The organism is Streptomyces sp. AM8-1-1 (assembly GCF_032229325.1).
GTDB classification, from domain to species: Bacteria; Actinomycetota; Actinomycetes; order Streptomycetales; family Streptomycetaceae; genus Streptomyces; species Streptomyces achmelvichensis.
Genome location: NZ_CP135086.1, coordinates 1,238,166 through 1,263,791, shown reverse-complemented (window position 1 = coordinate 1,263,791; position 25,626 = coordinate 1,238,166). Strand labels below are relative to the sequence as shown.

At 70.9% G+C, this 25,626-nt stretch carries 17 protein-coding genes; 8 read left to right on the top strand and 9 right to left on the bottom strand.

Features of this window, described 5'->3' with window-relative positions:
• Positions 1-154 precede the first annotated feature (154 nt).
• Both RPQ07_RS05660 and sph read right to left on the bottom strand, forming a co-directional pair.
• On the bottom strand, positions 155-1,228 hold the full coding sequence (locus RPQ07_RS05660) for a S1 family peptidase (protein ID WP_313942916.1): 1,074 nt from the start codon (positions 1,226-1,228) through the stop codon (positions 155-157).
• Between the two features lie 851 nt (positions 1,229-2,079).
• Positions 2,080-3,066 carry a sphingomyelin phosphodiesterase gene (gene sph / locus RPQ07_RS05655; protein WP_313942915.1) on the bottom strand — a complete coding sequence of 329 codons (987 nt, stop codon included), beginning with the start codon at positions 3,064-3,066 and terminating at the stop codon, positions 2,080-2,082.
• 258 nt (positions 3,067-3,324) lie between these two features.
• Here sph and RPQ07_RS05650 point away from each other — a divergent pair, with 258 nt between their 5' ends.
• Together RPQ07_RS05650 and RPQ07_RS05645 are read left to right on the top strand one after the other, a co-directional pair.
• Positions 3,325-4,209 carry an ion transporter gene (locus tag RPQ07_RS05650; RefSeq protein ID WP_313942914.1) on the top strand — a complete coding sequence of 295 codons (885 nt, stop codon included), beginning with the start codon at positions 3,325-3,327 and terminating at the stop codon, positions 4,207-4,209.
• Between the two features lie 90 nt (positions 4,210-4,299).
• Positions 4,300-5,202, top strand: coding sequence for an oxygenase MpaB family protein (locus tag RPQ07_RS05645; RefSeq protein WP_313942913.1), 903 nt, complete (start codon positions 4,300-4,302; stop codon positions 5,200-5,202).
• On the opposite strand, the gene RPQ07_RS05640 is transcribed toward RPQ07_RS05645, so the two are convergent.
• From RPQ07_RS05640 to RPQ07_RS05625, 4 genes are all read right to left on the bottom strand, one after another.
• Positions 5,144-6,544 (bottom strand): GH1 family beta-glucosidase, encoded by a 1,401-nt coding sequence (locus RPQ07_RS05640; RefSeq protein WP_313942912.1) that lies wholly within the window; start codon positions 6,542-6,544, stop codon positions 5,144-5,146. The two genes, RPQ07_RS05645 and RPQ07_RS05640, sit on opposite strands and share 59 nt — an antisense overlap.
• 61 nt (positions 6,545-6,605) lie before the next feature.
• Positions 6,606-7,511 carry a carbohydrate ABC transporter permease gene (locus RPQ07_RS05635; protein ID WP_313942911.1) on the bottom strand — a complete coding sequence of 302 codons (906 nt, stop codon included), beginning with the start codon at positions 7,509-7,511 and terminating at the stop codon, positions 6,606-6,608.
• Positions 7,508-8,470, bottom strand: a complete 963-nt coding sequence (locus tag RPQ07_RS05630; RefSeq protein WP_313942910.1) for a sugar ABC transporter permease — start codon at positions 8,468-8,470, stop codon at positions 7,508-7,510. Before RPQ07_RS05630 ends, RPQ07_RS05635 begins: the two co-directional genes overlap by 4 nt.
• Positions 8,471-8,680: 210 nt before the next feature.
• On the bottom strand, positions 8,681-9,985 hold the full coding sequence (locus RPQ07_RS05625; protein ID WP_313942909.1) for an ABC transporter substrate-binding protein: 1,305 nt from the start codon (positions 9,983-9,985) through the stop codon (positions 8,681-8,683).
• Between the two features lie 240 nt (positions 9,986-10,225).
• Here RPQ07_RS05625 and RPQ07_RS05620 point away from each other — a divergent pair, with 240 nt between their 5' ends.
• Positions 10,226-13,009 carry a glycosyl hydrolase gene (locus RPQ07_RS05620; protein ID WP_313942908.1) on the top strand — a complete coding sequence of 928 codons (2,784 nt, stop codon included), beginning with the start codon at positions 10,226-10,228 and terminating at the stop codon, positions 13,007-13,009.
• Between the two features lie 101 nt (positions 13,010-13,110).
• Here RPQ07_RS05620 and RPQ07_RS05615 read toward each other — a convergent pair whose 3' ends face one another.
• Positions 13,111-14,151, bottom strand: a complete 1,041-nt coding sequence (locus tag RPQ07_RS05615; protein WP_313942907.1) for a LacI family DNA-binding transcriptional regulator — start codon at positions 14,149-14,151, stop codon at positions 13,111-13,113.
• Between the two features lie 275 nt (positions 14,152-14,426).
• On the opposite strand from RPQ07_RS05615, the gene RPQ07_RS05610 reads away from it, so the two are divergent.
• From RPQ07_RS05610 to RPQ07_RS05600, 3 genes are all read left to right on the top strand, one after another.
• Positions 14,427-16,403 (top strand): Xaa-Pro dipeptidyl-peptidase, encoded by a 1,977-nt coding sequence (locus tag RPQ07_RS05610; protein ID WP_313942906.1) that lies wholly within the window; start codon positions 14,427-14,429, stop codon positions 16,401-16,403.
• Positions 16,400-17,680 carry a M14 family metallocarboxypeptidase gene (locus RPQ07_RS05605; RefSeq protein WP_313942905.1) on the top strand — a complete coding sequence of 427 codons (1,281 nt, stop codon included), beginning with the start codon at positions 16,400-16,402 and terminating at the stop codon, positions 17,678-17,680. The genes RPQ07_RS05610 and RPQ07_RS05605 overlap by 4 nt, the downstream gene beginning before the upstream one ends.
• Positions 17,681-17,806: 126 nt before the next feature.
• Positions 17,807-19,483, top strand: a complete 1,677-nt coding sequence (locus RPQ07_RS05600) for a BCCT family transporter (RefSeq protein ID WP_313942904.1) — start codon at positions 17,807-17,809, stop codon at positions 19,481-19,483.
• 104 nt (positions 19,484-19,587) lie between these two features.
• Here RPQ07_RS05600 and RPQ07_RS05595 read toward each other — a convergent pair whose 3' ends face one another.
• Entirely contained in the window at positions 19,588-20,547 is a 960-nt protein-coding gene (locus RPQ07_RS05595) for an FAD-dependent oxidoreductase (protein WP_313942903.1), read from the bottom strand.
• A gap of 157 nt (positions 20,548-20,704) precedes the next feature.
• On the opposite strand from RPQ07_RS05595, the gene RPQ07_RS05590 reads away from it, so the two are divergent.
• Together RPQ07_RS05590 and RPQ07_RS05585 are read left to right on the top strand one after the other, a co-directional pair.
• Positions 20,705-22,345, top strand: a complete 1,641-nt coding sequence (locus RPQ07_RS05590) for an ABC-F family ATP-binding cassette domain-containing protein (RefSeq protein WP_313942902.1) — start codon at positions 20,705-20,707, stop codon at positions 22,343-22,345.
• Between the two features lie 163 nt (positions 22,346-22,508).
• A complete protein-coding gene (locus tag RPQ07_RS05585; protein ID WP_313942901.1) occupies positions 22,509-22,985 on the top strand; it encodes a hypothetical protein in 477 nt (158 codons plus the stop codon).
• A 200-nt stretch (positions 22,986-23,185) separates the two neighbouring features.
• Here RPQ07_RS05585 and RPQ07_RS05580 read toward each other — a convergent pair whose 3' ends face one another.
• Positions 23,186-25,549, bottom strand: a complete 2,364-nt coding sequence (locus RPQ07_RS05580) for a Tex family protein (RefSeq protein WP_313942900.1) — start codon at positions 25,547-25,549, stop codon at positions 23,186-23,188.
• Between the last annotated feature and the right edge of the window lie 77 nt (positions 25,550-25,626).

Below are 25,626 nucleotides of genomic sequence, written 5' to 3'. Positions count from 1 at the left end.
GGGGGGCCGCGGGCCGCGGGAGGGGCATGCACGGCCCCGGGAGGCCGGGCGTACGCGCCGTGCGCACGCGGCTTCAGGGGACGAGGACGTGCGCTCGGGACGGCCGAGGGTGCGCGCTCGGGGTGAGCGACCCTCGGCCGTCCGCGCGATGACGTCAGTAGACGGTCACGCCGTACGCAGCCAGTGCTTCGGTCACCGGCTGGTGGATCGCCGAGCCGTTCGTTCCCGTGCAGCCGGCGCTGCCCGAGTGGATGCCCAGCGCGACGGAACCGGCGAAGTGGGCGCCGCCGCTGTCGCCGCCCGCCGAGCAGGCGGTGGTGCGGACCATGCCGTAGACCGGTCCGTCGCCGTAGTTCACCGTGACATTCACGGCGGTGACGGTGCCGGCGGTCACCTGCGTCGTGGAGCCGCTCTTGTGGACGGCCTGGCCGACGATGGCGTCGGCGGCGGAGGCGATGTCCTGGTAGCTGCCGTTGTACAGGTTGACGCTCCCGGCGGGCTGGTCGGTGCCGGTGTAGCGCACGATGCCGTAGTCGTTCGTCGGGAAGCTGGTGCCCTCGCGGGTCCCGATCGCGGCGCCGCCGGACGTGGCCGACCACGTGTCGCCGAGATTGGTGCAGTGGCCCGCGGTCACGAAGTAGCGGACCGTGCCCTTCGCGGCGTTGAAGGCGGCGGAGCAGCGGACGCCCCCGCCGTAGATGGCGTCACCGCCGGCGACCTCCTTGGTGAACACCCCCGGCACACGCGCGATGCGGACGGCGTCGCCGAGGGTGGCGGCGACCCGCGTCAGGCGCGCCATGGAGAGCGTGGAGACGGACCGGTCGGCCTCGATCGCGACCTGGTTGGTCGAGGGGTCGATGCCCCACGACGTGCCGGTGATCTTCGCCTTGGTCTCGAGGACGTTCATGGCGGCTTCGAGCTGGGCGGTGCTGCGCTCGACGAGTTCGGCCCGGGCGCCCGAGGCGCGTACCTCTTCGGCGGCGGACTGGTCGGTCACGGTGATGACGAGGTCGCCGGTCTGGGAGTCCAGGTACGAGCCGGCCGAGCGGTCGCCAAGGGTCCGTTCGAGCGTGGAGTCGAGTGCGTACTGGCCGGGGGAGGCCGTGACACCCGGGGCGGGGCTCGGCACCGGGTCGGGCGCGGCGTGGGCGGTCCCGGTTCCGAGACCGACGGCGGGCAGGGTGAGCAGTACCGAAAGGCAGATGCGCGCGCGGAGCGTGCGTCTCATGGGGGGCTTCTCCTTCGCAGGTGTGCGCTGTGGGGGGATTTACCGAGAAGCAGTGTGGACTGGACCAGTCCGGAGTGTGGTCTCAATGTGGCATGCTCCTGTCACGCCGACAAGGGTGTGGAAGGCCCCCGGAAGAGCGGTTCTTCACGGGTGGTCAGATCGTTCGCCGGCTGGGCTGCGGCAGGCGGGGGCCTCCCCGTTTCGCACTGGCATCGCGGCCGCCCGGCGCTCTGGGTTCGCGGACATCCGCCCGGTGCCGCCCGCCGCCAGGCGGCCGGCCACACCGGTCCGCCTCCGGTGCCCGTGTCCCGGAGGAGACGCCGCCCCCTCTCGATGACCCGCGGACGTACCGCGTCCCTCCGGCCTGGTCCGGGACGGGCCGGCTGCGCGCTGATCGGCGCTGTCGTGCCGCTGCCGGGCCCTCGCTGCGTGCCCTCACGACGCACGTCGTGGCACCGGCCGTTCGTGCCCGTGACCGTGGGGCCGGTCAGCGGATCGGCCCGCTGCCATCCGGGTGCCGCACCGCCCGGGTACGGCAGTTCGGCCAGAGAGGTGAAACGTCACGCCTGCCATGCGGCCGGTCGGCGGCCGAGGGCCCGGACCGGCCCCGCCGTTACCGTCACGACCCGTATCGTCCACGTGCCGCCGACGAAACCCATGAGGCCCGCGACGGTCCCTGCCGCCGGATGGCTGACCCGTCGAAGGCGGGCCGACCGTTCGGGGCGGCACACGGCAGTGGTGGCCCGTGACATGCCCGAGAGCTGTCACGGGCCACCACGTCCGAACGCCTGCACCCTCGCGGCCGCCGTCGCGGTCCCCAGGGGGCCCGGCCGGCCGCCAAGGGCTTGCGCCTACTGCCCCGACGCGGTCACCGGGTAGTGATCGGAGAGGTTCGTGTACGTGTAGTCCGTGCCCCAGCTGGAGACCGTCCAGGGCGCGCTCTGCTCCTTGATCACGTCATTGGTCCAGCCGGCCTGCCGCGCATGCCCGGCACGGTGCAGGACGTAGTCGAGGTCCTCGCGGGCGTCGTCCGGGTAGCGATCCGCGGCGATCGAGTTCTGCTCGGTGTCGAAGGAGTACGGGTGACCCGTGCGGGTGTCCGCCCCGACCAGCCCGGCGTCGGCGAGCATCGTCGCGTACTCCGGGGTGCGGGAGTCCACGTTGAAGTCACCCGCCACGAGGACCTGTTCGGACGCCGGGATCTTCTTGGCGTCCAGGAACGCGTCGATCGCCCGGAACTGCCGGCTGCGCATCCGGGCCGCCTCGCCCGTGCCGCAGCCGGAGTCGGTGGACTGCGCGTGCGTGCCCACGACGTGCACCTTCGTGCCGTTCACGTTCAGCACCGCGTACACGAAACCCTTGTTGGACCACCAGTCCGAACCGCACGCGTCCTTGTAGACCCACTGCTCCTTGCGGACGATCGGCCACTTGCTGAGGACGGCGACACCGCCGTCCTCGGGAGTGGCGGCCGAGTAGGAACCGCCGGTCGCGTCCCAGCCGGTCTTGCTCCGCCCCATCACCGGTGTCTGGTAGGGGTACTGCGCGGCGGCGTTCTGTTTCATGGCGTCCGAGGACGAGTTGTCGAACGCCTCCTGGATGACGACGACGTCGTTGCCCTGGAAGAACGAGGTCGCGGGAATCGCCGCGGCCCGGTGGTCCTGGCCCCAGTTGGGATAGAGCGTCTTGCTGAAGAGGAAGGTGTTGTACGTCAGCACCTTCAGGCGCGGCGTCGCGTCCGGCGCGGCGGAGGCCGTCGGGGCCGTGCCGGTGAGGACGGCGGCGGCGAGCGCGGTCGACAGGGCCGCGGCGGGCAGGCGGCGGAGCGAGGACGGCGGCACAGGGACTCCCGGGTGAGGTGGGGGGTACGAGCGGCGACGCACATCAAAGCAGCCGCAGTTACTCCTTGGTAATGGCTCGGGGCCTTCTTTCTTGCCGCCACGAAACGATCTCACCAACGCACGGGCCGGGCATGTGTGCGAAGGGGGTACCCCTCCGGGTGGGCTTGTCGGGCCCCGGTGTGTGCGTCGCCCGTCCCACGGACATGTGTGCGCAAGTCTGGAGAGTTCACAGCGGAAGACACCTCAGGTGGGGAACGAATGAGCCTGCGCACCGACATGGCGAACGACCGAAGGCGACAACTGGCGTACCGCGCCCGTCTGCTGACCGAGGAGGACTGGTTCTCCACCGTCGCCGTCTGCGCCATCGCGGTCAACGCGATCCTGCTGGGAGTGGAGACGTACGCGGGCTTCGCCGACCGCTGGGAGTTCCAGCTGAAACTCCTCGAACACCTGCTTCTGGGGGTGTTCACCCTGGAGATCCTGATGCGCGCCGCCGCTCACGCCGACCGCCCCGCGGACTTCTTCCGCAACCCCTGGAACATCTTCGACATGGTGGTCGTCCTCAGCGCGTTCCTGCCGTTCCTCAGTGAGAACACCACCGTGCTGCGGCTGCTGCGCCTGGCCCGGGTCATCCGCACCGCACGCTTTCTGCCGCAGCTGCGGATCATCGTCACCGCCATCGGCAAGAGCATCCCGGGCGCCGTGAGCTTCCTGCTGGTCGGCACGCTGCTGCTGTATCTGTACGCGATGCTCGGCTGGGCGTCCTTCGCCACGGCCGACCCGGAGCACTACGGCTCGCTCGGCAGGGCGGCACTCACCCTCTTCGTGCTGATGACCCTCGACGGACTGGGCGACGCCGTCAACGCGGGGCTCCAGATCTCGCCCTGGTCCGTTCTCTACTACGCCTCGTATGTGCTGCTCAGCTCGTTCCTGCTGGTCAATCTGCTGATCGGGGTGGTCATCAACTCGCTCGAACAGGCCCGGGTGCTGGACGAGGAGCGCAAGGCGCCCGCGGCACCCGACCCCGAGGCCGCCCAGGAACTCCGCGACCGGATCGCCGCCGCCCGGGCCTGTCTGGAGGATCTCGAAGGGCTCCTCGTCCAGGTCCCGGCCCAGCCGGAGAAGGCCGGCACCACGCCCTGACGCACCAGGACGGCGAGGGCTTCGGCCCGCAGGCGTACGAAGCCGAGCAGGAGGCCGTGAGGGCAGGAGAGCAGGCCGTAAAATGGCGATATGTCCAAGGTTGTGGCCCCTGCGCCGCCACCGCCGGGCGGCGTGCTGTGGTCCGTCGTCGGCGACGTCCGCGAGCTGCTCATGCTGCCCGCCGCACTCGCCCTCCAGGTCGCCCACCCCGCCGTCGCCGCGGGCGTCGACGAGCACTCCGTCTTCCGCACCGATCCCTGGGGCCGCGGTGAGCGCTCTCTGCACTCGCTCCAGCTGTGGGTGTACGGCGGGGAGGAGGCCGCCCGCGAAGGGCGGCGGGTGCGCCGGCTCCACCGGTCCGTGCAGGGCACCGACCCCTACGGCCGCGTCTACCACGCGCTGAGCCCCGACTACTACGCCTGGGTGCACGCCACGGGCTTCCCGGTGTTCCAGCACGCGCTGCGCTACCTCGCGCGTCCCCTCACCGAGGCGCAGGAGCGCCGGCTGTACGCGGAGTGGCTCCAGGTCGGCCGGGTCCTCGGCATCCGCGAGAGGGACATGCCCGCGACGATCGAGGACTTCTGGCCCTACTTCCGCAGGATGCTCGCCGACGAGGTGGAGGAGACCGCCGTCCTGCGCGAACTCATCGCCCTGGACGCGCCGGTGCCGCCGCCCGGCCTCGGCCCGCTGCCCGTCAGAGCGCTTCTCGGGGCCCTCTGGCCCGCGCTCCTGCCGTCGTTCGTCCGTATCCGCCGCTTCCTCACCATCGGGCTCATGCCACCCGAGGCACGCGCGGCGATCGGCCTCGACTGGACCGACCGCCAGGAGCGGGCGCTCGTCCGCCTCGGCCGGGTCGTACGGGCCGTGGTGCCCGTACTCCCCGACCGGCTGCGCTACCTCCCGCTCGCGCGCGAGGCGCGGCGGGCCGCCGGCCTCAGCGGGCCAGCCCGCCGCGCGCGACGACGTCGCCGTACCAGCGTGCGCTGTCCTTGAAGGTCCGCCGCTGGGTCGCGAAGTCGACATGGACGATGCCGAACCGCTTGCTGTACCCGTAAGCCCACTCGAAGTTGTCCAGCAGCGACCACAGGAAGTACCCGCGCACATCCGCCCCGGACTCGATCGCCCGGTGCACGGCCGTCAGATGCGACGTCAGGTAGGCGACGCGCTCGGGGTCGTGGACCGCGCCCGAGGGGTCGGCGTAGTCGTCGTACGCCGCTCCGTTCTCGGTGATGACCAGCGGAACACCCGGCAGGTCCTCGCTCAGCCGGGTCAGCAGGTCGTACAGCCCCTCGGCGTCGACCGGCCAGTCCATCGCGGTGCGCGGGCCCGGCGCGGGGACGAACCGTACGTGCTCCTCGGCTCCCGCCCACGGTGACGGCGACTCGGAGGACCCGGCGGCGACGACCGTGGGGGAGTAGTAGTTGATGCCCAGCCAGTCGATCGGGGTGGAGATCGCCTCCAGATCCCCCTCCCTGACGAAGGACCAGTCGGTCACCGTCGCGGTGTCGCGGACCAGGTCCTCCGGGAGCCGGCCGTGGAAGACCGGTTCGAGGAAGACACGGTTGCCGACGGCGTCGATCCGCCGCACCGCGTCCAGATCGGCCGCGGAGTCCGTCAGCGGACGGACCGCGTGCAGATTGAGCGTCAGCGCGATCTCGGACGTCGCAGGAAGGGCGGAGTGCAGCGCCTGCGCCGCCCAGCCGTGCGCCAGATTGAAGTGGTGCGCGGCGCGCAGGGAGGCGTGCGCACTGGTGCGGCCGGGCGCGTGGACGCCGTTGCCGTAGCCCAGGAAAGCCGCGCACCACGGCTCGTTGAGGGTGATCCAGGCAGCCACGCGGTCGCCGAGCGCGTCCGCCATGATGCCCGCGTAGTCGCCGAAACGCTGCGCCGTCTCACGCTGCGGCCAGCCGCCGGCGTCCTCCAGTTCCTGCGGCAGGTCCCAGTGGTAGAGCGTGGCCACCGGACGGATGCCCGCCGCCAGCAGCTCGTCGGTGAGCCGGCGGTAGAAGTCCAGGCCCTTCTGCACGGCCGGGCCCCGGCCGGTCGGCTGCACCCGGGGCCAGGAGACCGAGAAACGGTAGTCGGTGATGCCGAGCTGCTTCATCAGCGCGACGTCCTCGCGCATCCGGTGGTAGTGGTCGGCGGCGATGTCGCCGGTGTCGCCGTTGCGTACCTTGCCGGGGGTGCGGCTGAAGGTGTCCCAGATGGACGGCGTACGGCCGTCCTCCGCGGCTGCGCCTTCGATCTGGTACGCGGCGGTCGCGGTGCCCCAGCGGAATGCGGCGGGGAACCGGAGCTCCGTCGTCGTATCGGGGCGGGCGTCGACAGCGGTCATGAGGCGGAACTCCCAGGAGGTGTGGTGGAGCGGTGGGGGGTGGCAATGCGGCTGCCGGGGCTCAGCCCTTCACGGCGCCCTGCATGATGCCTCCCACGATCTGCCTGCCGAGCAGGCCGAAGACGAGCAGCACGGGAAGGGTGCCGAGCAGCGTGCCGGCCATGATCACGGACTGGTCGTGGACATAGCCGCCGCCGAGCTGGCGCAGGGCGACCTGCACGGTCGGCTCCTGCGAGGACAGGGCGACGATCGGCCAGAAGAAGTCGTTCCACGCGGCCATGAAGGTGAGCATGCCGAGGACGGCCATGCCCGGCCGGGCGATGGGCACCACGACGGACCAGAAGATCCGGGCACTGGAGGCGCCGTCCACCCGTGCCGCCTCGATCAGTTCGTCCGGCAGCGACTGCACCAGGTACTGCCGCATGAAGAACACACCGAAGGCGGAGACGAGCCCGGGCAGGATGACGGCCTGGAGCTGGTTCACCCACTGCAGTTCGGCGATCAGCATGAACAGCGGGATCACCCCGAGCTGCGGCGGGATCATCATGGTGCCCACCGTGATCGCCAGCAGCGCGCCACGGCCGCGGAAGCGCAGCTTGGCGAAGGCGAAACCGGCGAGCGTGCAGCACAGCACGGTGCCGACGGTGATCGAGCCCGAGACGATGAGGGAGTTCAGCAGCGCCTTGCCGATGTCCGCCTCCTCCATCACCGCCTCGAAGTTGCGCATCAGGTTCGGCCCGGGCAGCAGCGACGGAGGCACCTTCGCCAGATCGGCGTTGGACCGGCTGGCCGCGACGATCGTCCAGTAGAACGGGAACGCCGAGATCAGCAGCGCGACGATCAGGATCGCGTAGGTGAGCTTGCCGCCGTGCATGGTGCGTCCGGCGCGGGTCCTGCGCCGGCGCGGGGTCCGGGGGCGCCGGTCCGTGGTGGGCGGCTCGGTCGGCGGAGCGGCGAGCGCGGTCATCGGCCGGCCTCCTTGCGGTAACGGCGGCGCGCGATCAGGGCGTTGACCCCGACGAGCACCAGGATCAGCAAGAACATCACCCAGGCGATGGCGGCGGCCCGGCCCAGGTGGAAGAAGCCCCAGCCCTGTTCGTACATGTAGAGACCGAGCGTCTGGTACTGGTGCGAGATACCGCCGGAGATGGAGCCCTCGAACAGGAGCGGCTCTCCGAAGAGCTGCGTCGCGCCGATCGTCGACACGACGACGGTGAAGACGATCGTGGGCCGCAGCCCCGGCAGCGTGACATGGAAGAACTGCCGCCAGCGGGAGGCGCCGTCCATCTCGGCGGCCTCGTACAGCTCGCTCGGGATGGACTGCATGCCCGCCAGATAGATCAGCGCGTTGTATCCGGTCCACCGCCAGATCACGATCGTGGAGACGGCGATCTGCGAACTGACCGTGCCGGTCTGCCAGTCGACCGGGTCGATGCCGACCAGACCGATGGCGTAGTTGATCAGTCCGAAGTCGCGGCCGAAGAGCTGGGCGAAGACCAGTGTCGCCGCCGCGACCGATGTGGCGTAGGGCAGCAGCATCGCCGTACGCAGGAAAGTGCGGCCGCGCAGACGGTAGTTGAGCAGATGGGCCAGGCCCAGCGCCATCACCAGCTGCGGGACCGTGGAGAGCACCCCGATGGTGAAGGTGTTGCGCAGCGCGGTCCAGAAGATCTCGTCGCCGAAGAGCGCGGTGTAGTTGTCCAGGCCACGCCACTGCATGTCGCCGGGCGTCTGCAGTTCCACCCGGTACAGCGACACGAACGCCGTGTAGATCAGCGGGAAGAGGCCGAAGGCGGCGAACAGCGTGAAGAACGGCGCCACATAGGCGTACGGGGTCAGCTTCCGCCAGGTCCGGTGCGCGGCCGACGGCTGCGGGGGCGCCGGTGGCCGGGGCGCGTCCGGCTTCGCGGTGGCGGTGAGGGTCACGAGCGGCCCTTCGGGAGGAGGTACGGGGGTACGGGCGTACGGGAGAGGCGTGGAGTCCGGAGGCCGGTCCGGCCGGGTGTCGAGGACCGGCCTCCGGGGCGTGGTGGCCGGGTCCAGGACCGGCCTCCGGGGCGTGGTGGCCGGGTCCAGGACCGGCCTCCGGAGCGGGTGGCCGGGACCAGGACCGGCCTCCGGATCGTGGGGCCGCGGTCAGCCGGTGGCGTTCTCCACGTTCTTCTTCGCGGTCGACCAGGCCTTGTCGGGCGAGGTGCCCTTGCGCTCCACCTCGCTCAGCGCGTTGGTGATCTGGTCGGCCACGTTCTTGTCGTGGACGCCGAGCACCTGCACCGGGGCGGCCTTGGCGGCGTCACCGAAGATCTGGCCGATCGGCGCGTCGGAGAAGTACGGGTCCTTGGCGTCGGCGACCTGAGCGATGGCTCCCGTGGACGACGGGAAGTTGCCCTGCTTGGTGAAGAGCTTGGCCTGCTGCGCGGGGGCGGTCAGCCACTGGATCAGGTCGTACGCCTCCTTCTTGTGCTTGGCGGCCCGGGGGATGGAGAGGTACGAGCCGCCCCAGTTGCCCGCGCCGCCGGGCAGCTTGGCGATGTCCCACTTGCCCTTGCCGGCCTCACCGGCCTGGCCCTTGATGTAGCCGAGCATCCAGGCGGGGCAGGGCATCGTGGCGAACGAGCCGGCGGAGAACGCCTGGTTCCACTGCGGCGACCACTGGTCGAGCTTGGCGCTCAGGCCCGCTTTCGCGGCATCGGCGGAAGCCTTCCAGGCCGCCTTGATCGGCGGGTTGTTCTCGTAGATCAGCTTGCCGGAGGCGTCGTAGTACCGCTCCTCCTCCTGGCCGACCATGATCGTGTAGAGGCTGCCGACGCTGTCCATCCAGGCGCTCTTGGCGGGGGCCTTCTTCTTGTACTCCTTGCCCAGGGCGAGGTAGCCGTCCCAGGTGGACCACTTGGCCGCCAGCTCGGTCCGGTCGGTGGGCAGGCCGGCCTTCTCGAAGAGATCGGTGCGGTAGCACATGGCCTCCGGGCCGACGTCGGTGCCGAGGCCGAGGACCTGGCCGTCCTTGCCGGTGGCGGCGGACCACTTGGCGTCGGCGAACTGGCTCTTGAGCTTGTCGGCGCCGTACTTCTTCAGGTCCTCGAACTTGTCGGCCTGCTGCTGGGTGACGGCGGCGATGCGGCCCACCTCGATGCCCTGCACGTCGGCGAGGCCGCCACCGCCCGCGAGCCGGGTCTGCAGCGACTTCCAGTAGTCCTGCTCGTCCTCGGTGTCGCTCTGCTTGATCGTGACGCCCGGGTGGAGCTTCTCGTACTCCGCGTACAGCCCGGCCTCCTTGTATCCGAACGAACCGAAGAGGTCGACCGTGATCGTGACCTTCCCGTCCGCGCTGTCCGACGCGCCGTCCGAGGAACCGGATCCGCATGCGGCCAGAAGTGCTCCGGTGAGTGCGACCGCACCCACGCGGACGACGGCCCTCTTGGCGGCTCGGGCGATGGGCATGGGAAGCCTCCCTTGGCTTCGGTGGAGCGAGACCGCCATTGAGAGCGCTCTCAAAGATGCGACTGGAGCGTGCCCCGGAGGGGCTCGTCCCGTCAAGACTCGAAGGCGTAACGGCTTGGACTCAGCCCCAACTGGGGCCTGTGTCCCATCTATTGACACGTCTGTTTCAGGAGTTTTACGTTGCAGGACATCTGAGAGCGCTCTCGGACGCCCTTTCCCTCATGACTCGAGGTGCCGTCCATGCCAGCCCACCGCACCAGACCAGCTGCCGCGCTGTTCCTGGTCACAGCCCTGGCCGCCGTCGGCCTGGGCCCGGCCGCCACTCCGGCGGCGGCCGCAACCATCCCCGTAGGCTCTGGCAGCTACTCCGACAGCCGCCCCGCCGGCACGTCGGGCCCGACCACCAACACCGGCGCGCCGGTCACCCCCAAGACCACGCCCGCCGCCAAGGACAAGCCGGTCCCCACCAACGACTGGTGGTCCTCCCTGGCCTTCCAGCGCTACGGCGACAACCCGTACTCCACCCCCATGTACGGCCACCCGCTGACGTACCAGGCCACCGCCGGCGGGCTCGACATCGGCTACCCGACGACGGCCGCCATCGTCGGCGACGGCCGTCAGTACGAGTACGCGCACAAGCGGGACCTCACCCTCGGCCTGAGCGGGCTCAACTCGCCCGACACCAAGGCCGATGCATGGTCCGACTGGACCGTGACCCCCTACTGGTCGGACGGCACGCGCACCCTGCGCACCACCATCGGCCACGGCATGCCGTTCGTATACGCCAAGGGCTCCGGGGCAGCCGCCCAGATCACCACCGCGGCGGCGCCCACGGTCTTCGCCGACCAGGGCAACGTCCTCGGCATCACGGTCGCGGGCCACCACTACGCGCTGTTCGCCCCCACGGGCAGCGACTGGACGGTCTCCGGCTCGACCATCACCGCCGGCCTCGGCGCCAAGGACTACTTCTCCCTCGCCGTCCTGCCCTCCACCGACGCGCTGGCCACCTACCGGAAGTACGCCTTCAGTTTCGTCACCGGCTCCCAGGCGAGCTGGAGCTACACCGGCGGCAACTCCCGGGCCACGTACACCCTGACCACCGAGGCCAAGGAGGGCACCGAGCGCGGGACGCTCCAGGCGCTCTACCGCCACCAGTGGATGAACAGCACCGATCCGCTGACCTCGTACACCTACGTCTCACCGCGCGGGACGATGAAGGTCCGCGAGTCCGCGTCCTTCAGCACCAGCCAGAAGGCGTCCGCCGTGCTGCCCGGGCTGCCGAGGACCAACGCCGTCGACACCGCACGGCTGCGCGGCTATCTCAACGAGGTCGTGAACGCGGCCGACCCCTTCTCCGGCTACACGGACACCTACTGGACGGGCAAGGCGCTCGGCCGCCTCGCCCAACTGGTCCCCGTCGCCGACCAGATCGGCGAGACCGCCACCCGCGACAAGCTCATCGGGCTGCTCAAGGGCCGTCTTCAGGACTGGTTCACGGCGGGCGGCGTCAGCGAGTTCAGCTACGACAAGGCGTGGAAGACGCTCACCGGATACCCCGCCTCGTACGGCAGCGACACCGAACTCAACGACCACCACTTCCACTACAGCTACTACATCTACGCGGCCGCGATCGTCGCCCAGTACGACCAGGCCTGGGCCGCCGACTCCGCCTGGGGCGGCATGGTGAAGACCCTGGTGCGGGACGCGGCCAACCCCAGCCGCGGTGACTCCGCCTTCCCCTTCCTGCGGGGCTTCGACGTGTACGCCGGGCACAGCTGGGCCTCCGGGCACCAGGGCTTCGCCGCCGGCAACAACCAGGAGTCGTCGTCGGAGTCCATCAACCTCAGCGCAGGCCTCGTGCTGTGGGGCTCGGCCACCGGTGACACCGCTCTGCGCGACCTCGGCACCTATCTGCTCACCACCGAGTCCGAGGCGATCGGCCAGTACTGGTTCGACGCCGACCAGCAGGTCTTCCCGTCCTCCTTCGGCCATGACACGGTCGGCATGGTGTGGGGCAGCGGTGGCGCCTACGCGACCTGGTGGACCGCCAACCCGGAGGAGATCCATGGCATCAACGTCCTGCCCGTGACCGGTGGTTCGCTCCACCTGGGCGGCGAGAAGACCGCGATCCGGCGCAACATCGCCGAGATGGAGCGTGAGAACGGCGGCCCCGCCGTCGAATGGCGCGACATCCTCTGGGAGTTCCAGTCGTTCGCCGATCCCGCGGCGGCGAAGGCCAAGTGGGACGCGGGCCATGCCGGATACACGCCCGAACAGGGCGAGTCCAAGGCGCACACCTACCACTGGCTGACCACCCTCGACGCCATCGGGGCGCCCGACGCGACGGTCACCGGGGACATCCCGACGTCCGCCGTGTTCACCAAGGGGACGGCACGGACCTACGCCGCGCACAACTACGGCGCCACGGCCCGCACGGTGACGTTCTCCGACGGCAAGACGCTCTCCGTACCGGCGCGTTCGACGGCGACCGGCACGGGAACGGGCACCGGCGACCCGGACCCCGACCCGGATCCCGATCCGCCGACCGGGAACACCTTCCAGCTCCGTACGGGAGGAACGCTGACCACCGCCACCGGTGGCACGGCCGGCAGTGACACGATCGCCTCCGCCGGCGGCGGCAATCACGACGGCACCCCGAACCAGCCGCTCGTCTACCAGGCCAGGCAGGTCAACGGCACGGTCACGCCCGGCGCAGCCACCGCCTTCCGCCTCCAGCTCGACGCGGGCACGGCGGTGGGCCTCGGCCAGCAGGCCCGGGTCAGCTACGACTTCACGGGCGACGGCACCTTCGACCGCACCGAGACCTACCAGTACTTCGCCACCGACCCGGTGGCGGGCTGGGAGGAGTACGCCCAGTCGCGCGGACTGCGCTCGGCGACCGGGAGTCTCGGTGACCTGAAGAACGGCACGGTGCGGCTGGAGGTGTGGCACGCCATCGGCAACGGCACCGCGAAGCTCCAGACCGGCACGGACAGGTCGGTGCTGGTGATTCCCTTCGGCTGAGCCGGCGGATCGTGCCGGTGCCCAATGCACCGGGCCGCCGGTCGCGCCGGTCACCAGCGGGCGAAGGAGATCAGCACCGTGTGCGGCGGGCACCCGGCCTCTCAGGCCGAGGCCCGCCGCACCAGCGTGGTCGGGGTGATCACCGAGGCGGGAGCGCCGGTGTGCTGCTCGCCCTCGTTCAGGACGCGCATCAGCAGCCGCACCATGAGCCGGCCCATGCCCTCGATGTCCTGGCGGACCGTCGTCAGCGGAGGGTCGGTCGACTCGACGACCGAGGCCATGTCGTCGAAGCCCACCACCGCCACGTCCTCCGGCACCCGAAGTCCCCGCTCCCGCAGGGTCCGCAGCGCGCCGGAAGCCATCAGATCGTTCGAGGCGAACACGGCGTCGAGGCCGGGGCGCCGGTCGAGCAGTTCCGCCATCGCACGGGCACCGCTCTCCACGGTGAAGTCGCCCTGGCTGACGAGGTCGGGGTCGGCGTCGAGCAACACGTCCCGGTAGCCGTCGATCCGGTCGAGTGCGGAGGTCTGGTCGCGCGGCCCCGCGATGTGCGCGATGTGCTCGCGGCCGAGCGAGACCAGATGCCGCACGGCCTCCCGGGCGCCGCCGCGGTTGTCGCAGTCGACGTAGGGGAGGGCGAGACCGGAGGAGGCACCGGGCCAGCCGGGACGGCCGCCGAAGACGGTCGGGACCTTGACCCGGCTGATGATGGAGGGCAGTTCGTCGTCGTTGTGCAGCGAGAAGGCCAGCGCACCGTCCACATGGCCGCCGCCGAGATAGCGGGCGATCCGGTCGTGGTCGCCGGGGCCCTCGACCCACAGCAGCACCAACTGGGAGTCGTGCGCGGTGAGCTCCCGGCTGATGCCGCGCACCTGCTGCTCGAAGAAGGGGTCCGAGAAGATCCTGAACTCGGGCTCGGCGATGATCACGGCGACCGCACCGTTGCGCCGGGTCACCAGGGTGCGCGCCGCGTGGTTCGGTACGTAGCCGAGTTCCTCGACCGCCTGCCGGACCTTGTCCACCAGCGGCCGGCGCACCCCCGCGCCGCCGTTGACGACCCGGGAGGCCGTGGCCCGGGAGACACCGGCGCGCGCGGCGACGGCTTCCAGCGTGGGACGGGACCCAGTGGTCTGCTCGGGCAAGGCGGATGCTCCTCGGCTGGGTCGGTCGGCTGCGTCGGGCGACAGCGAGAATGCGCTGCCGGTATCAGGATATCCGTGCCCGGGCGGGCTGCTGAGAGCGCTCCCACCAGCCCGGACCGGGCGATGGCCCGCGAGACGGGCCGTGGGACCCGGGCGACGCGGCTCCGTCTCCCGCCGGCCACCGATCCCATCTGTCCCGTCCGGCGCACGGATGCCTTGATTGCCCCCTGATTGCCCTCTGTCGCAGGGAAGTTGACGGGAGTAGCTTCCCGCCCATGCCGATACGCGCGGGGGGCACCCGCTTGACGTGCAGATCGCTGGTGGTGGCGGCGTCGGCCGCCCTGATGGCCATGACGCTCACGCCCACCGGCGCCCAGAGCGCCCCGCTGCGGGAGAGCGGGCCGGTCCACTCCTACGAGAACGCGATCCGGGAATCCGTCTGGGTGGACACCCGGCTCGACGGTGACGGCGACGGGAAGAGCGACCGGGTCGCCGTGGACATCGTCCGGCCCCGGGAGCCGGCACAGCAGGGCCGGAAGATCCCGGTGATCATGGACGCCAGCCCGTACTACTCCTGCTGCGGCCGTGGCAACGAGAGCCAGCTCAAGACGTACGACGCGGACGGCAACCCGGTCCAGTTCCCGCTCTACTACGACAACTTCTTCGTCCCGCGCGGCTACGCCTTCGTCGCAGTCGACCTCGCCGGCACCAACCGCTCCGACGGCTGCGTCGACGTCGGTGGCCGCTCCGACGTCCAGTCCGCCAAGGCCGTCGTCGACTGGCTGAACGGCCGCGCCCGCGGCTACACCACCAGGACCGGGACCGAGCGCGCGGGAGCCGGCTGGAGCAACGGCCGGACCGGCATGATCGGCAAGAGCTACGACGGCACCATCGTTAACGGTGTCGCCGCCACCGGAGTGGAGGGCCTGGAGACGATCGTCCCGATCGCCGCCATCTCCTCCTGGTACGACTACTACTTCGCCAAGGGCGCACCCCTCTACGACTCGGGACCCGAGTGGCTGTCCGACTACGTCGAGAGCCCCGACGCCCGCTCGCGCTGCCAGGCCGTCCAGCAGCGCCTGGTGGACGAGGCCCCTCGCACGGGAGACCTCACCCGCCTGTGGAGCGAGCGCGACTACGTCCGCGACGCCGACAAGGTGCGCGCCAGCGTTTTCGCCGTGCACGGCATGCAGGACCTCAACGTCCGCTCCAAGCACTTCGGCCAGTGGTGGGACGCGCTCGCCGACGAGGGTGTCGAGCGCAAGGTGTGGCTGTCGCAGACAGGTCACGTCGACCCGTTCGACTTCCGGCGTGGCGAGTGGGTGAAGACACTGCACCGCTGGTTCGACCACTACCTGCTCGGTTACGACAACGGCATCGAACGCGAACCCATGGCCGACGTCGAACGCGCCCCCGACCAGTGGTCCACCGACCGTGTCTGGCCGCCGCGCGCCACGGACGCCACCACACTGCGTCCCGGCATCGGCACCGCACCGGGGGTCGGCACGCTCGGCCTGCGCCCCGCCCGCCCCGGCGCGAGCGAGACCTTCACCGACGACCGCACGAAGGACGAGACCGACTGGGCCGCCCGCATCGACCTCTCGACCCCGGACAAGGCCGGGTTCGTCAGCCGGCCCCTCGGACGCGATCTGCGGCTCTCGGGGTCCTCGACGGTGAAGGTGACCGTCACCCCGAACACCAGCAGCGCGCATCTGTCCGCGGTGCTCGTCGACCTCGGCCCCGACACCATCCGCGACTACGCGGCGGCCGGCGAAGGCATCACCACCCTTCCCGAGCGCACCTGCTGGGGTGCGACCGCTCCCGGCGACAGCCCCTGCTTCAAGGAGACCCGGGCGCGCACGGCCGCCGTGGACCACACCGTCTTCAGCCGGGGCTGGGCCGACCTCGGCAACCACGCGTCCGCCGCCCAGGGCCGACCGCTGACACCCGGCAGGGCGTACACCATCACGCTCGATCTGCACGCAAGTGACCATGTCGTCCCGGCCGGCCACCGGCTGGCACTCATCGTCGCCGGCACGGACCGGGACCTCATCGACCCGCCCGCGAGCACCCCGACGCTGCGCGTCGACCTGGCGCGCACCTCGGCCTCGCTGCCGATCGTCGGCGGCGCCCCGGCCTTCGTACGCGCCACGGCCCCCTCGGCCGTCCCGCCCGCGCCCCGCGACTCCCGCCCCGGCGGTGTCGCCGAACCGCGTCCGTTCCGTCCGATTCCCTCAGGGGGCAGCCGATGAGAGCACCGCTGCGCACACTCGCCCTGGCCGTGACGGCTGCCGCCGTGGCCGTACCGCTGATCACCGCGCCCGCCGAGGCGGCCCACCGGCCGCCGCGTACAGGCTTCGAGATCAGCAACGGCGCGCGCTGGACCGGTCAGCCGGAGGAGCAGACGTTCCTGCGCGCCGTCGACCGCGGCAGCGACCGGGTCTCGGTCGCCCGCATCGGGACGACCAAGGAGGGCCGGCCGCTCCAGCTCGTCCGGATCGGCGCGCGGCACGCCGCAAGCACGGTCCTGCTCATCTGCTCCCAGCACGGCGACGAACCCTCAGGCCGGGACGCCTGTCTCACCACGATCCGCGACCTCGCCTTCACGGACGACGACACGACCCGCAGGCTGCTGTCCCGGACCCGCATCCTCGTCGTCCCGACGGCCAATCCGGACGGGCGGGCTGCCGACACCCGCGGCAACTCCGACGGCGTCGACATCAACCGCGACCACATCGCTCTGAAGACCGCCGAGGGGCGGGCCATGGCCGCCGTCCTGCGCGACGAGCGGCCCGACATCGTCTACGACCTGCACGAGTACGGCGCGACTCCGCCGTACTACGACAAGGACCTCTTCGATCTCTGGCCGCGCAACCTCAACACCCACGCCCGCGTCCACGACGAGTCGCGGGCGCTGTCCGAGCGCTATGTGCGCCCCGCCGCGCACGACGAAGGCCACACCACGGGCACGTACGGCATCTGGACCGACCCCGTCACCGGCGATCCGATCAAGCAGACCGCGGGCGACGGCCAGGAGCGCATCCTGCGCAACGCCTCGGGCGTGAAGAACGCCCTGGGCCTGCTCATCGAGAGCCGCGTCGACCCCATGACCGAGGAGGAGAAGGCGGACGCGGCCCTCAACAACCGCCGCCGCGTCGGCAGTCAGCTGGCCGCCCTCGGCGGACTGTTCTCCTTCGCCGACGAACGGCGCGGCCGGATCGAGGCGGCGACGACCGCCGCCGCTCTCGCCGGATTCAGGGACCGCGGCCCGGTCTATCTCGGTGGCGCCGACAACGACCCGGCGACACCGGAGGAGACGCTCGCCGACCCGCCCTGCGGCTACCGCCTGGACGCCGCGCAGTTTGCGGATGTGAGGGACGAACTCGCCCTGCACGGTGTCGTCTCGCGACCGGACGGTCACGGTGCGTTCGTGCCGCTGCGGCAGTCCCGACGGCAGCTGGTGCCCCTGCTGCTGGATTCCCGGGCGACTTACCACCTCACATCGGGAGAACCAACGCCCGCCTGTTGACGTGGGTGGCGTGGATCACATGTGGTACGGGGTAGCGGAAGCGAAAGCAGGTTTGTTCCGAGCAATCCGTGAAAGGTGCCGCTTGTGTCGCACGAACCAGAACCGGAGGGCCGGAAGGAGAAGCTGGTGCCAGCTGATCTTCCCGGTTCTCCCCACGAGACCGGGCGCCCTACGACGGACCGGGTGGTCTTCGGAGTCACTGCCGTACTCACCCTTGCCTTCGTGGTGTGGGGCGCCGTAGCCACCGACGCGCTCGAGAGCGTGTCCAGCAAGATGCTGAGCGGACTGATCCACAACGGCGGCTGGGCCTTCGTCCTGGCCGCCTCCGGATTCGTCGTCTTCGCCCTCTGGCTGGCCATCAGCCGGTACGGCAAGATCCCGCTCGGCCAGGAGGGCGAGGGCCCGGAGTTCAAGACGGTCTCCTGGGTCGCCATGATGTTCAGCGCCGGTATGGGCATCGGCCTGATGTTCTACGGAGTGAGCGAACCGCTCGCCCACTTCACCTCGCCCCCGCCGGGCACCGCTCCCGCCGATTCGGCGGCCGCGATGCAGACGGCGATGGCGACCACGCTCTTCCACTGGACCCTGCACCCGTGGGCGATCTACGCGGTCGTTGGACTCGCGATCGCCTACAGCACCTTCCGCCGGCGCCGCCGGCAGACGATCAGCGCGGTCTTCGTGCCGCTCATCGGCGAGAAGCAGGCGCACGGCCCCACGGGCCGGGTCATCGACATCCTGGCGATCTTCGCCACGCTGTTCGGCTCGGCGGCGTCGCTCGGCCTCGGCGCCCTGCAGATCGGCAGCGGCTTCACCGAACTGGGCTGGATGAACAAGGTCGGCACGGGACTGCTCGTCGGCATCATCGCGGTGCTGACGCTCGCGTTCGTCCTGTCCGCCGTCTCCGGTGTGGAGAAGGGCATCCAGTGGCTGTCCAACACCAACATGGTGCTGGCGCTGCTGCTCGTGCTGTTCGTCTTCATCGCGGGTCCGACGATCATCATCCTCGACCTGGTGCCCTCGTCCATCGCCGCCTACTTCGGGGATCTGCCGGAGCTGGCCGGACGCACCGAGGCGTCCAGCGGTAAGGGCGTCGCGGAGTGGCTGGGCAGCTGGACGGTCTTCTACTGGGCCTGGTGGATCTCGTGGACGCCGTTCGTCGGCATGTTCATCGCACGCATCAGCCGCGGCCGGACGATCCGTCAGTTCGTCGGCGGCGTCATCCTGGTTCCGAGCACCGTCAGCCTGATCTGGTTCGCGGTCTTCGGCGGCACGGCGATGAAGCTCCAGGAGAACAAGCAGCTCGGCGACGAGACCACGCCCGAGGGCCAGCTCTTCGCGGTGCTCCAGCAGTATCCGATCGCCACCGTCATGAGCCTGCTCGTGATGATCCTCGTCGGCATCTTCTTCGTGTCCGGCGCGGACGCCGCGTCGATCGTGATGGGCACGCTTTCCCAGAAGGGCTCCTTCGAGCCGACCAAGCTGGTCGTCGTCTTCTGGGGTGTGGTCACCGGCGCCGTCGCGGCGATCATGCTGCTCATCGGCAACGGCAAGGGCGACGCGCTCGCCGGTCTGCAGAATCTGACCATCCTGGTGGCCGCGCCCTTTGTGCTCGTGATGATCGGCATGTGCGTGGCGCTCATGCGCGACCTGCGCCACGACCCGCTGATCGTGCGCGGCGAGATGGGTGCGGAGGTCGTGGAGTCCGCGGTCATCGCGGGACACCACAAGTACGACGGTGACTTCGAGATCCGTATCGGCCCCGGTGTCGGTCCCGACGACGACCGGAGCCCCGTGGAGCCCTGACAGCCACGGTATGTCGCACCACCGGACGCCGTCCGGAGCCGTAGCCCGGCTCCGGACGGCGTCCGCTTTCGTGCGGCTGCGGCCGGTTCTCCGCCGGCGGCGCTTCAGCTCTGCTCGACGAGGGCGGAGGCCGCCTCGGCACACCCCCACGCGACCGTCACCCCGGCCCCGCCGTGTCCATAGTTGTGCACCACCGCACCGCCACCCGGAAGCCGCTCGGCCTCGATGCGTACGCCCGCGGCCCTCGCCGGACGCAGCCCCACCCGGTGGCCGAGAATCCGGGCCTTCGCGATCTCGGGGCGGAACCGGGCACAACGCGCCACGATCGCCTCCGCCGTCGCCGGATCGGGCTCGGTGCGCCGGTCCCCGTCCTCGGCGGTGCCACCGAGGACGAGCCGGCCCGGCTGCGGGAAGAAGTACGTGCTCTCGGCGGACCTGTCCTTGGCCAGGACGAACCACTCGTCGATGCCCGGGTTCTCCACCAGCACGAGCTGTCCGCGCACGGGCTGGACCCCTGCGTCGGGCACCAGCTCACGGGCGCCCAGCCCCGTGCAGTTCACCACCACTCGCCCCGCGGCTGCCGCCTGCGCGAGAGAACGGACGTCCCTGACCTCCACCGTGCCGCCCGCGCTCTCGAAGCGCCGCCGCAGCCAGTTCAGATGGGCAGGCATGTCGATCAGCGGGAGCCGCGCCCGCACTCCCTCCCGGTGGCCGGGAGGCAACTCGTCCGGCTCCGCGGCCCGTAGCCCTTCCACCTCGGCCGACCAGGGCCCGAGCCGCGTCACCGCCTGGTCGGCGAGGACACCCGCGACCAGACGCACCCCGGTCTCCTCGGGCCGCTCGGCCAGCTCCCGGTACACCCGCAGTGTCGCCGTCGCCCACCCGCCGACCCGTTCCGCCGGTTCGATCCGGTACGGCCACCACAGCGCACCCGCCACCGCGGACGTGGTCTCCTCCGCCGCGTCCCGCGTCCACAGACGCACACGCCGGCCGCTCTCCGCCAGCACCACGGCGGTCGTCAGCCCGATGACGCCGCTCCCGACCACCACCACATCGCCGCTCATGCAGGGACCGTAGCGAAGCGCGCGGCGCCCACGCGAGGTACGTCGACGATCTCGACGCCGGCCGTTCCACCAGCGACGGCCCGGCATGAGGAGTACGGCCCGGCTCCGACCGGCCGGGCGGTCCACCGGAGCCCGGCCCCGTTAGGATCGCCGTCTGATGACTGCCACTCTCGTCGCCAAGGATCTCGCCGCCGGACACGGCGACCGTACGCTCTTCGCCGAGCTGGACCTCGTCGTCGCACCCGGCGACGTGATCGGCCTGGTCGGTGCCAACGGAGCCGGAAAGTCGACCCTGCTGCGGATGCTCGCCGGTCTCGAACGGCCCGAGGAGGGCGAGCTGAGGCTCTCGCCGCCCTCGGCCACGGTCGGGCATCTTCCGCAGGAGCCGGAACGCCGGCCCGGCGAGACCGTGCGGCAGTTCCTGGCCCGCCGTACCGGCGTCGCAGCGGCGCAGGAGGCCATGGACGAGGCGACCCAGGCGCTCGTCGACGGCGCACCCGGCGCCGACGACGCGTACGCCACGAGTCTGGAGCGCTGGCTCAGCCTCGGTGGCGCCGACCTCGACGAGCGCGCCGAGGAGGTCGCCGGCACCCTCGGGCTGACCGTGGGACTCGACCTCCCCATGACCGCACTCTCCGGCGGCCAGGCGGCCCGCGCCGGACTGGCCTCCCTGCTGCTCTCGCGCTACGACGTCTTCCTGCTCGACGAGCCGACCAACGACCTCGACCTGGACGGCCTGGAGCGGCTGGAGGCGTTCGTCCGCGGACTGCGGGCCGGCACGGTCGTCGTCAGCCACGACCGCGAGTTCCTCACCCGCACGGTCACCAAGGTCCTCGAACTCGACCTCGCCCAGCAGCAGATCACCCTGTACGGCGGCGGCTACGCGGCCTATCTGGAGGAACGGGAGACGGCCCGCCGGCACGCCCGCGAGGGCTACGAGGAGTACGCCGACAAGAGGTCCGCCCTCGAAGGCCGCGCACAGATGCAGCGGTCCTGGATGGACAAGGGTGTCAAGAACGCCCGCCGCAAGGCGAGCGACAACGACAAGCTCGGCCGCAAGTTCCGCAGCGAGGCGAGCGAGAAGCAGGCGGCCAAGGCGCGGCAGACGCAGCGGATGATCGAACGGCTCGACGTGGTCGAGGAGCCGCGCAAGGAGTGGGAACTGCGGATGGAGATCGCGTCCGCCCCGCGCTCCGGATCGGTCGTGGCCACCCTGCGCGAGGCGGAGGTGCGCCGCGGCGACTTCCGTTTCGGGCCGGCGTCGCTCCAGATCGACTGGGCGGACCGGGTCGCCATCACCGGCGCCAACGGCTCCGGCAAGTCCACCCTCCTCGCCGCCCTGCTCGGGCGCCTGCCCCTCGACGCGGGCCAGGCATCACTCGGCTCGGGCGTCGTCGTCGGCGAGGTCGACCAGGCGCGCGGGCTGTTCTACGGCACCGAGAAACTCCTCGACGCCTTCTGCGCGGCGGTCCCGGACACCGAACCGGCGGAGGTACGCACCCTGCTGGCCAAGTTCGGACTCAAGGCCGCGCATGTGCTGCGCCCGGCGACGACGCTTTCGCCGGGGGAGCGCACCCGGGCCGCCCTGGCGCTGCTCCAGGGACGCGGCGTCAATCTCCTGGTGCTCGACGAGCCGACCAACCACCTGGATCTGCCCGCGATCGAGCAGCTGGAGACGGCCCTCGACTCGTACCAGGGCACTCTGCTGCTGGTGACGCACGACCGCCGGATGCTCGACGCGGTGCACACCACGCGCCGTGTCGAAGTTGCCGACGGCAAGGTCACCGAGCTCTCCTGACGGCCGGTCCCGGGGGAGCCGGGGCCGAGGGGCCGGGCCCCACCGGTGTCACGCACGCGTCCGGGAAGCGTCCCGGGACGGCAACAGCGAGGCTGTCCACGACAACCTTCGGTACCCCCTGCGGATCTACTCCCATGACCAGCCCGGAGAATGGGCACAAATCGTGAAACGGGGTACACAGAATGTTCCGCACTCCCAGGCGTTCCGGACGTCGCGTCGCGGCCGCGGCCCCGTCCTCGGTCTCGGCCTTTCGCTCGCCGCCGTCTCACCGGCCTCCGCGGCACCCACCGTGGACGTCAACGGCCGGTACACGGCGAAGGAGATCCACACCTTCCTCGACCGGTTCTACGGCGAGCACGGACCCTCCGCGGCGGACCGCAGGAACCGCGTATCCGATCTGCTCAAGGAGAAGGCAGCCGCCAACCCCGGCTTCGACGTGCTGCTCTGCGCACAGAACACACCGCGGTCGATCGACATCGGCAAGGTGACCACCGCGCAGTCCGCGCGGGTCGGCTGGGCCACGGTGACGACCCACTGGGGCGACCACGGCGAGGTCACCGCGGAGCTGCGTGCGCTGGTGGACCTGGACGCCTCGAAGCCGTTGAAGCTTCTCGACGTGGAGTGCTCGCCGGAGGGCTGACCCTCCGGACAGCCGGCCGCACCGAAGCCTGCCCGAAGGAAGGCCGGCCGGGTCCGGAGAACGGTCCGACGGACGGCTGACCGAGGTCCGGAGGCCGGCGCGACGGAGGCCGACGACCCGGACAGGGCCACGCCGTCCGCACACGCGAAGGGACCCCGCAGTCACCCTCCTGCGGGGCCCCTTCGACGTACTCGTGAGCGTCAGCGCCCCCGGCCCGGATCCGTGAGACCGGCGCGCCGCAGGGCGTCCGCCATCGCGCTGTTCGCCGGGGGAGGGGCCTGCCGGTCCCCGCCACGGCCGCCGCCCTGCTGACGCCGCTGCTGGGGCGCACGCCCGCCGCCACGCTCACCGCGCTGCTGCCGCGGTCCGCCGGCCGGCGCCTTCGGGGCCGCCTCGTCCTCCAGCCGCAGGGTCAGCGAGATCCGCTTGCGCGGGATGTCGACGTCGAGGACCTTCACCTTCACCACGTCGCCCGGCTTGACCACGTCCCGCGGGTCCTTGACGAAGGTCTTCGACATGGCGGAGACATGAACGAGACCGTCCTGGTGGACACCGACGTCGACGAACGCGCCGAACGCGGCCACGTTGGTCACCACGCCCTCGAGGATCATCCCCGACGTCAGGTCGCCGATCTTCTCGACACCGTCCTTGAAGGTGGCCGTCTTGAAGGCGGGCCGCGGGTCGCGCCCCGGCTTCTCCAGCTCCCGCAGGATGTCCGTGACCGTCGGCAGGCCGAACGTGTCGTCGACGAAGTCCGCCGGCCTCAGCGAGCGCAGCACCGGCGCGTTGCCGACCAGCGAGGCGACCTGCTCGCCCGCCGTCTTCACCATCCGGCGCACCACGGGATAGGCCTCCGGGTGCACGCTGGAGGCGTCGAGCGGGTCGTCGCCGTCGCGGATCCGCAGGAAGCCCGCGCACTGTTCGTACGCCTTGGGGCCGAGCCGTGCCACGTCCTTGAGCGCCTTGCGGGAGCGGAAGGGGCCGTTGGCGTCGCGGTGGGCGACGATGTTCTCCGCGAGTCCCGCGCCGATGCCCGACACCCGTGAAAGCAGCGGTGTGGAAGCGGTGTTGACGTCGACGCCGACGCCGTTCACACAGTCCTCGACGACCGCGTCCAGCGAGCGTGAGAGCTTCACTTCGGACAGGTCGTGCTGGTACTGGCCGACGCCGATCGACTTGGGGTCGATCTTCACGAGCTCGGCCAGCGGGTCCTGGAGGCGGCGCGCGATCGACACCGCTCCGCGCAGCGACACATCGAGACCCGGCAGTTCCTGCGAGGCGAAGGCGGAAGCCGAGTACACGGAGGCGCCCGCCTCCGAGACCATCACCTTGGTGAGGTTCAGCTCCGGGTGCTTGGTGATGAGTTCACCGGCGAGCTTGTCGGTCTCGCGGGAGGCCGTGCCGTTGCCGATGGCGACCAGGTCGACCGCGTGCTCCTTGGCGAGGCGTGCCAGCTTCGCCAGCGACTCGTCCCACTTGTTCGCGGGGACGTGCGGATAGATCGTGTCGGTGGCGACGACCTTGCCGGTCGCGTCGACCACGGCCACCTTCACACCCGTACGGAAGCCCGGGTCCAGGCCCAGCGTGGCGCGCGTACCGGCGGGGGCGGCCAGCAGGAGATCGCGCAGATTCGCGGCGAAGACCCGTACCGCCTCGTCCTCGGCCGCCGTGCGCAGCCGCAGCCGCAGATCGATCCCGAGGTGCACGAGGATCCGCGTCCGCCAGGCCCAGCGCACGGTGTCCGCCAGCCACTTGTCGCCCGGCCGGCCGCGGTCGGCCACTCCGAAACGACGGGCGACCATGTTCTCGTAGGCGGACGGGCCGGGCTGCTCGGACGGCTCCTCCGGCTCCAGCGAGAGGTCGAGAACATCCTCCTTCTCGCCCCGGAACATCGCCAGCACCCGGTGCGAGGGGAGCTCCGTGAAGGCCTCCGCGAAGTCGAAGTAGTCGGCGAACTTCGCGCCCGCCTCCTCTTTGCCGTCCCGCACCTTCGCCGCCAGCCGGCCGCGCGTCCACATCCGTTCGCGCAGTTCGCCGATCAGATCGGCGTCCTCGGAGAAGCGCTCGGTGAGGATCGACCGCGCGCCCTCCAGCGCCGCGGCGGCGTCCGCCACACCCTTGTCGGCGTCGACGAACGCGGCGGCCGCCGACAGCGGATCCACCGACGGGTCGCCCAGCAGCCCCTCGGCCAGCGGCTCCAGACCGGCCTCGCGGGCGATCTGCGCCTTGGTGCGCCGCTTGGGCTTGAACGGCAGGTAGATGTCCTCCAGACGCGCCTTGGTGTCGGCGGCCCGGATCTGCGCCTCCAGCGCCTCGTCCAGCTTGCCCTGCTCGCGTACGGACTCCAGGACGGCGGTCCGGCGCTCCTCCAGCTCCCGCAGATAACGCAGCCGCTCCTCGAGCGTGCGCAGCTGCGCGTCGTCGAGCAGCTCGGTCGCTTCCTTGCGGTAGCGCGCGATGAACGGCACGGTCGAGCCGCCGTCGAGCAACTCCACGGCCGCCCTGACCTGCCGCTCCCGTACGCCGAGTTCCTCGGCGATCCTGCCTTCGATGGACGTCGTCACGGTTCCCCGACTCGCCTTCTCGTGCTGGCAATGCTTGAGAGTGCATTGTGCCGGGTGGCCGGGTGCCGTGTCGCGCG

Bases quoted from the DNA above. Each gene is read 5' to 3' on its own strand.
- RPQ07_RS05660 (WP_313942916.1), bottom strand. From the start codon at position 1,228: ATGAGACGCACGCTCCGCGCGCGCATCTGCCTTTCGGTACTGCTCACC.
- RPQ07_RS05650 (WP_313942914.1), top strand. From the start codon at position 3,325: ATGAGCCTGCGCACCGACATGGCGAACGACCGAAGGCGACAACTGGCG.
- RPQ07_RS05645 (WP_313942913.1), top strand. From the start codon at position 4,300: ATGTCCAAGGTTGTGGCCCCTGCGCCGCCACCGCCGGGCGGCGTGCTG.
- RPQ07_RS05640 (WP_313942912.1), bottom strand. From the start codon at position 6,544: ATGACCGCTGTCGACGCCCGCCCCGATACGACGACGGAGCTCCGGTTC.
- RPQ07_RS05635 (WP_313942911.1), bottom strand. From the start codon at position 7,511: ATGACCGCGCTCGCCGCTCCGCCGACCGAGCCGCCCACCACGGACCGG.
- RPQ07_RS05625 (WP_313942909.1), bottom strand. From the start codon at position 9,985: ATGCCCATCGCCCGAGCCGCCAAGAGGGCCGTCGTCCGCGTGGGTGCG.
- RPQ07_RS05620 (WP_313942908.1), top strand. From the start codon at position 10,226: ATGCCAGCCCACCGCACCAGACCAGCTGCCGCGCTGTTCCTGGTCACA.
- RPQ07_RS05610 (WP_313942906.1), top strand. From the start codon at position 14,427: ATGCCGATACGCGCGGGGGGCACCCGCTTGACGTGCAGATCGCTGGTG.
- RPQ07_RS05605 (WP_313942905.1), top strand. From the start codon at position 16,400: ATGAGAGCACCGCTGCGCACACTCGCCCTGGCCGTGACGGCTGCCGCC.
- RPQ07_RS05595 (WP_313942903.1), bottom strand. From the start codon at position 20,547: ATGAGCGGCGATGTGGTGGTGGTCGGGAGCGGCGTCATCGGGCTGACG.
- RPQ07_RS05590 (WP_313942902.1), top strand. From the start codon at position 20,705: ATGACTGCCACTCTCGTCGCCAAGGATCTCGCCGCCGGACACGGCGAC.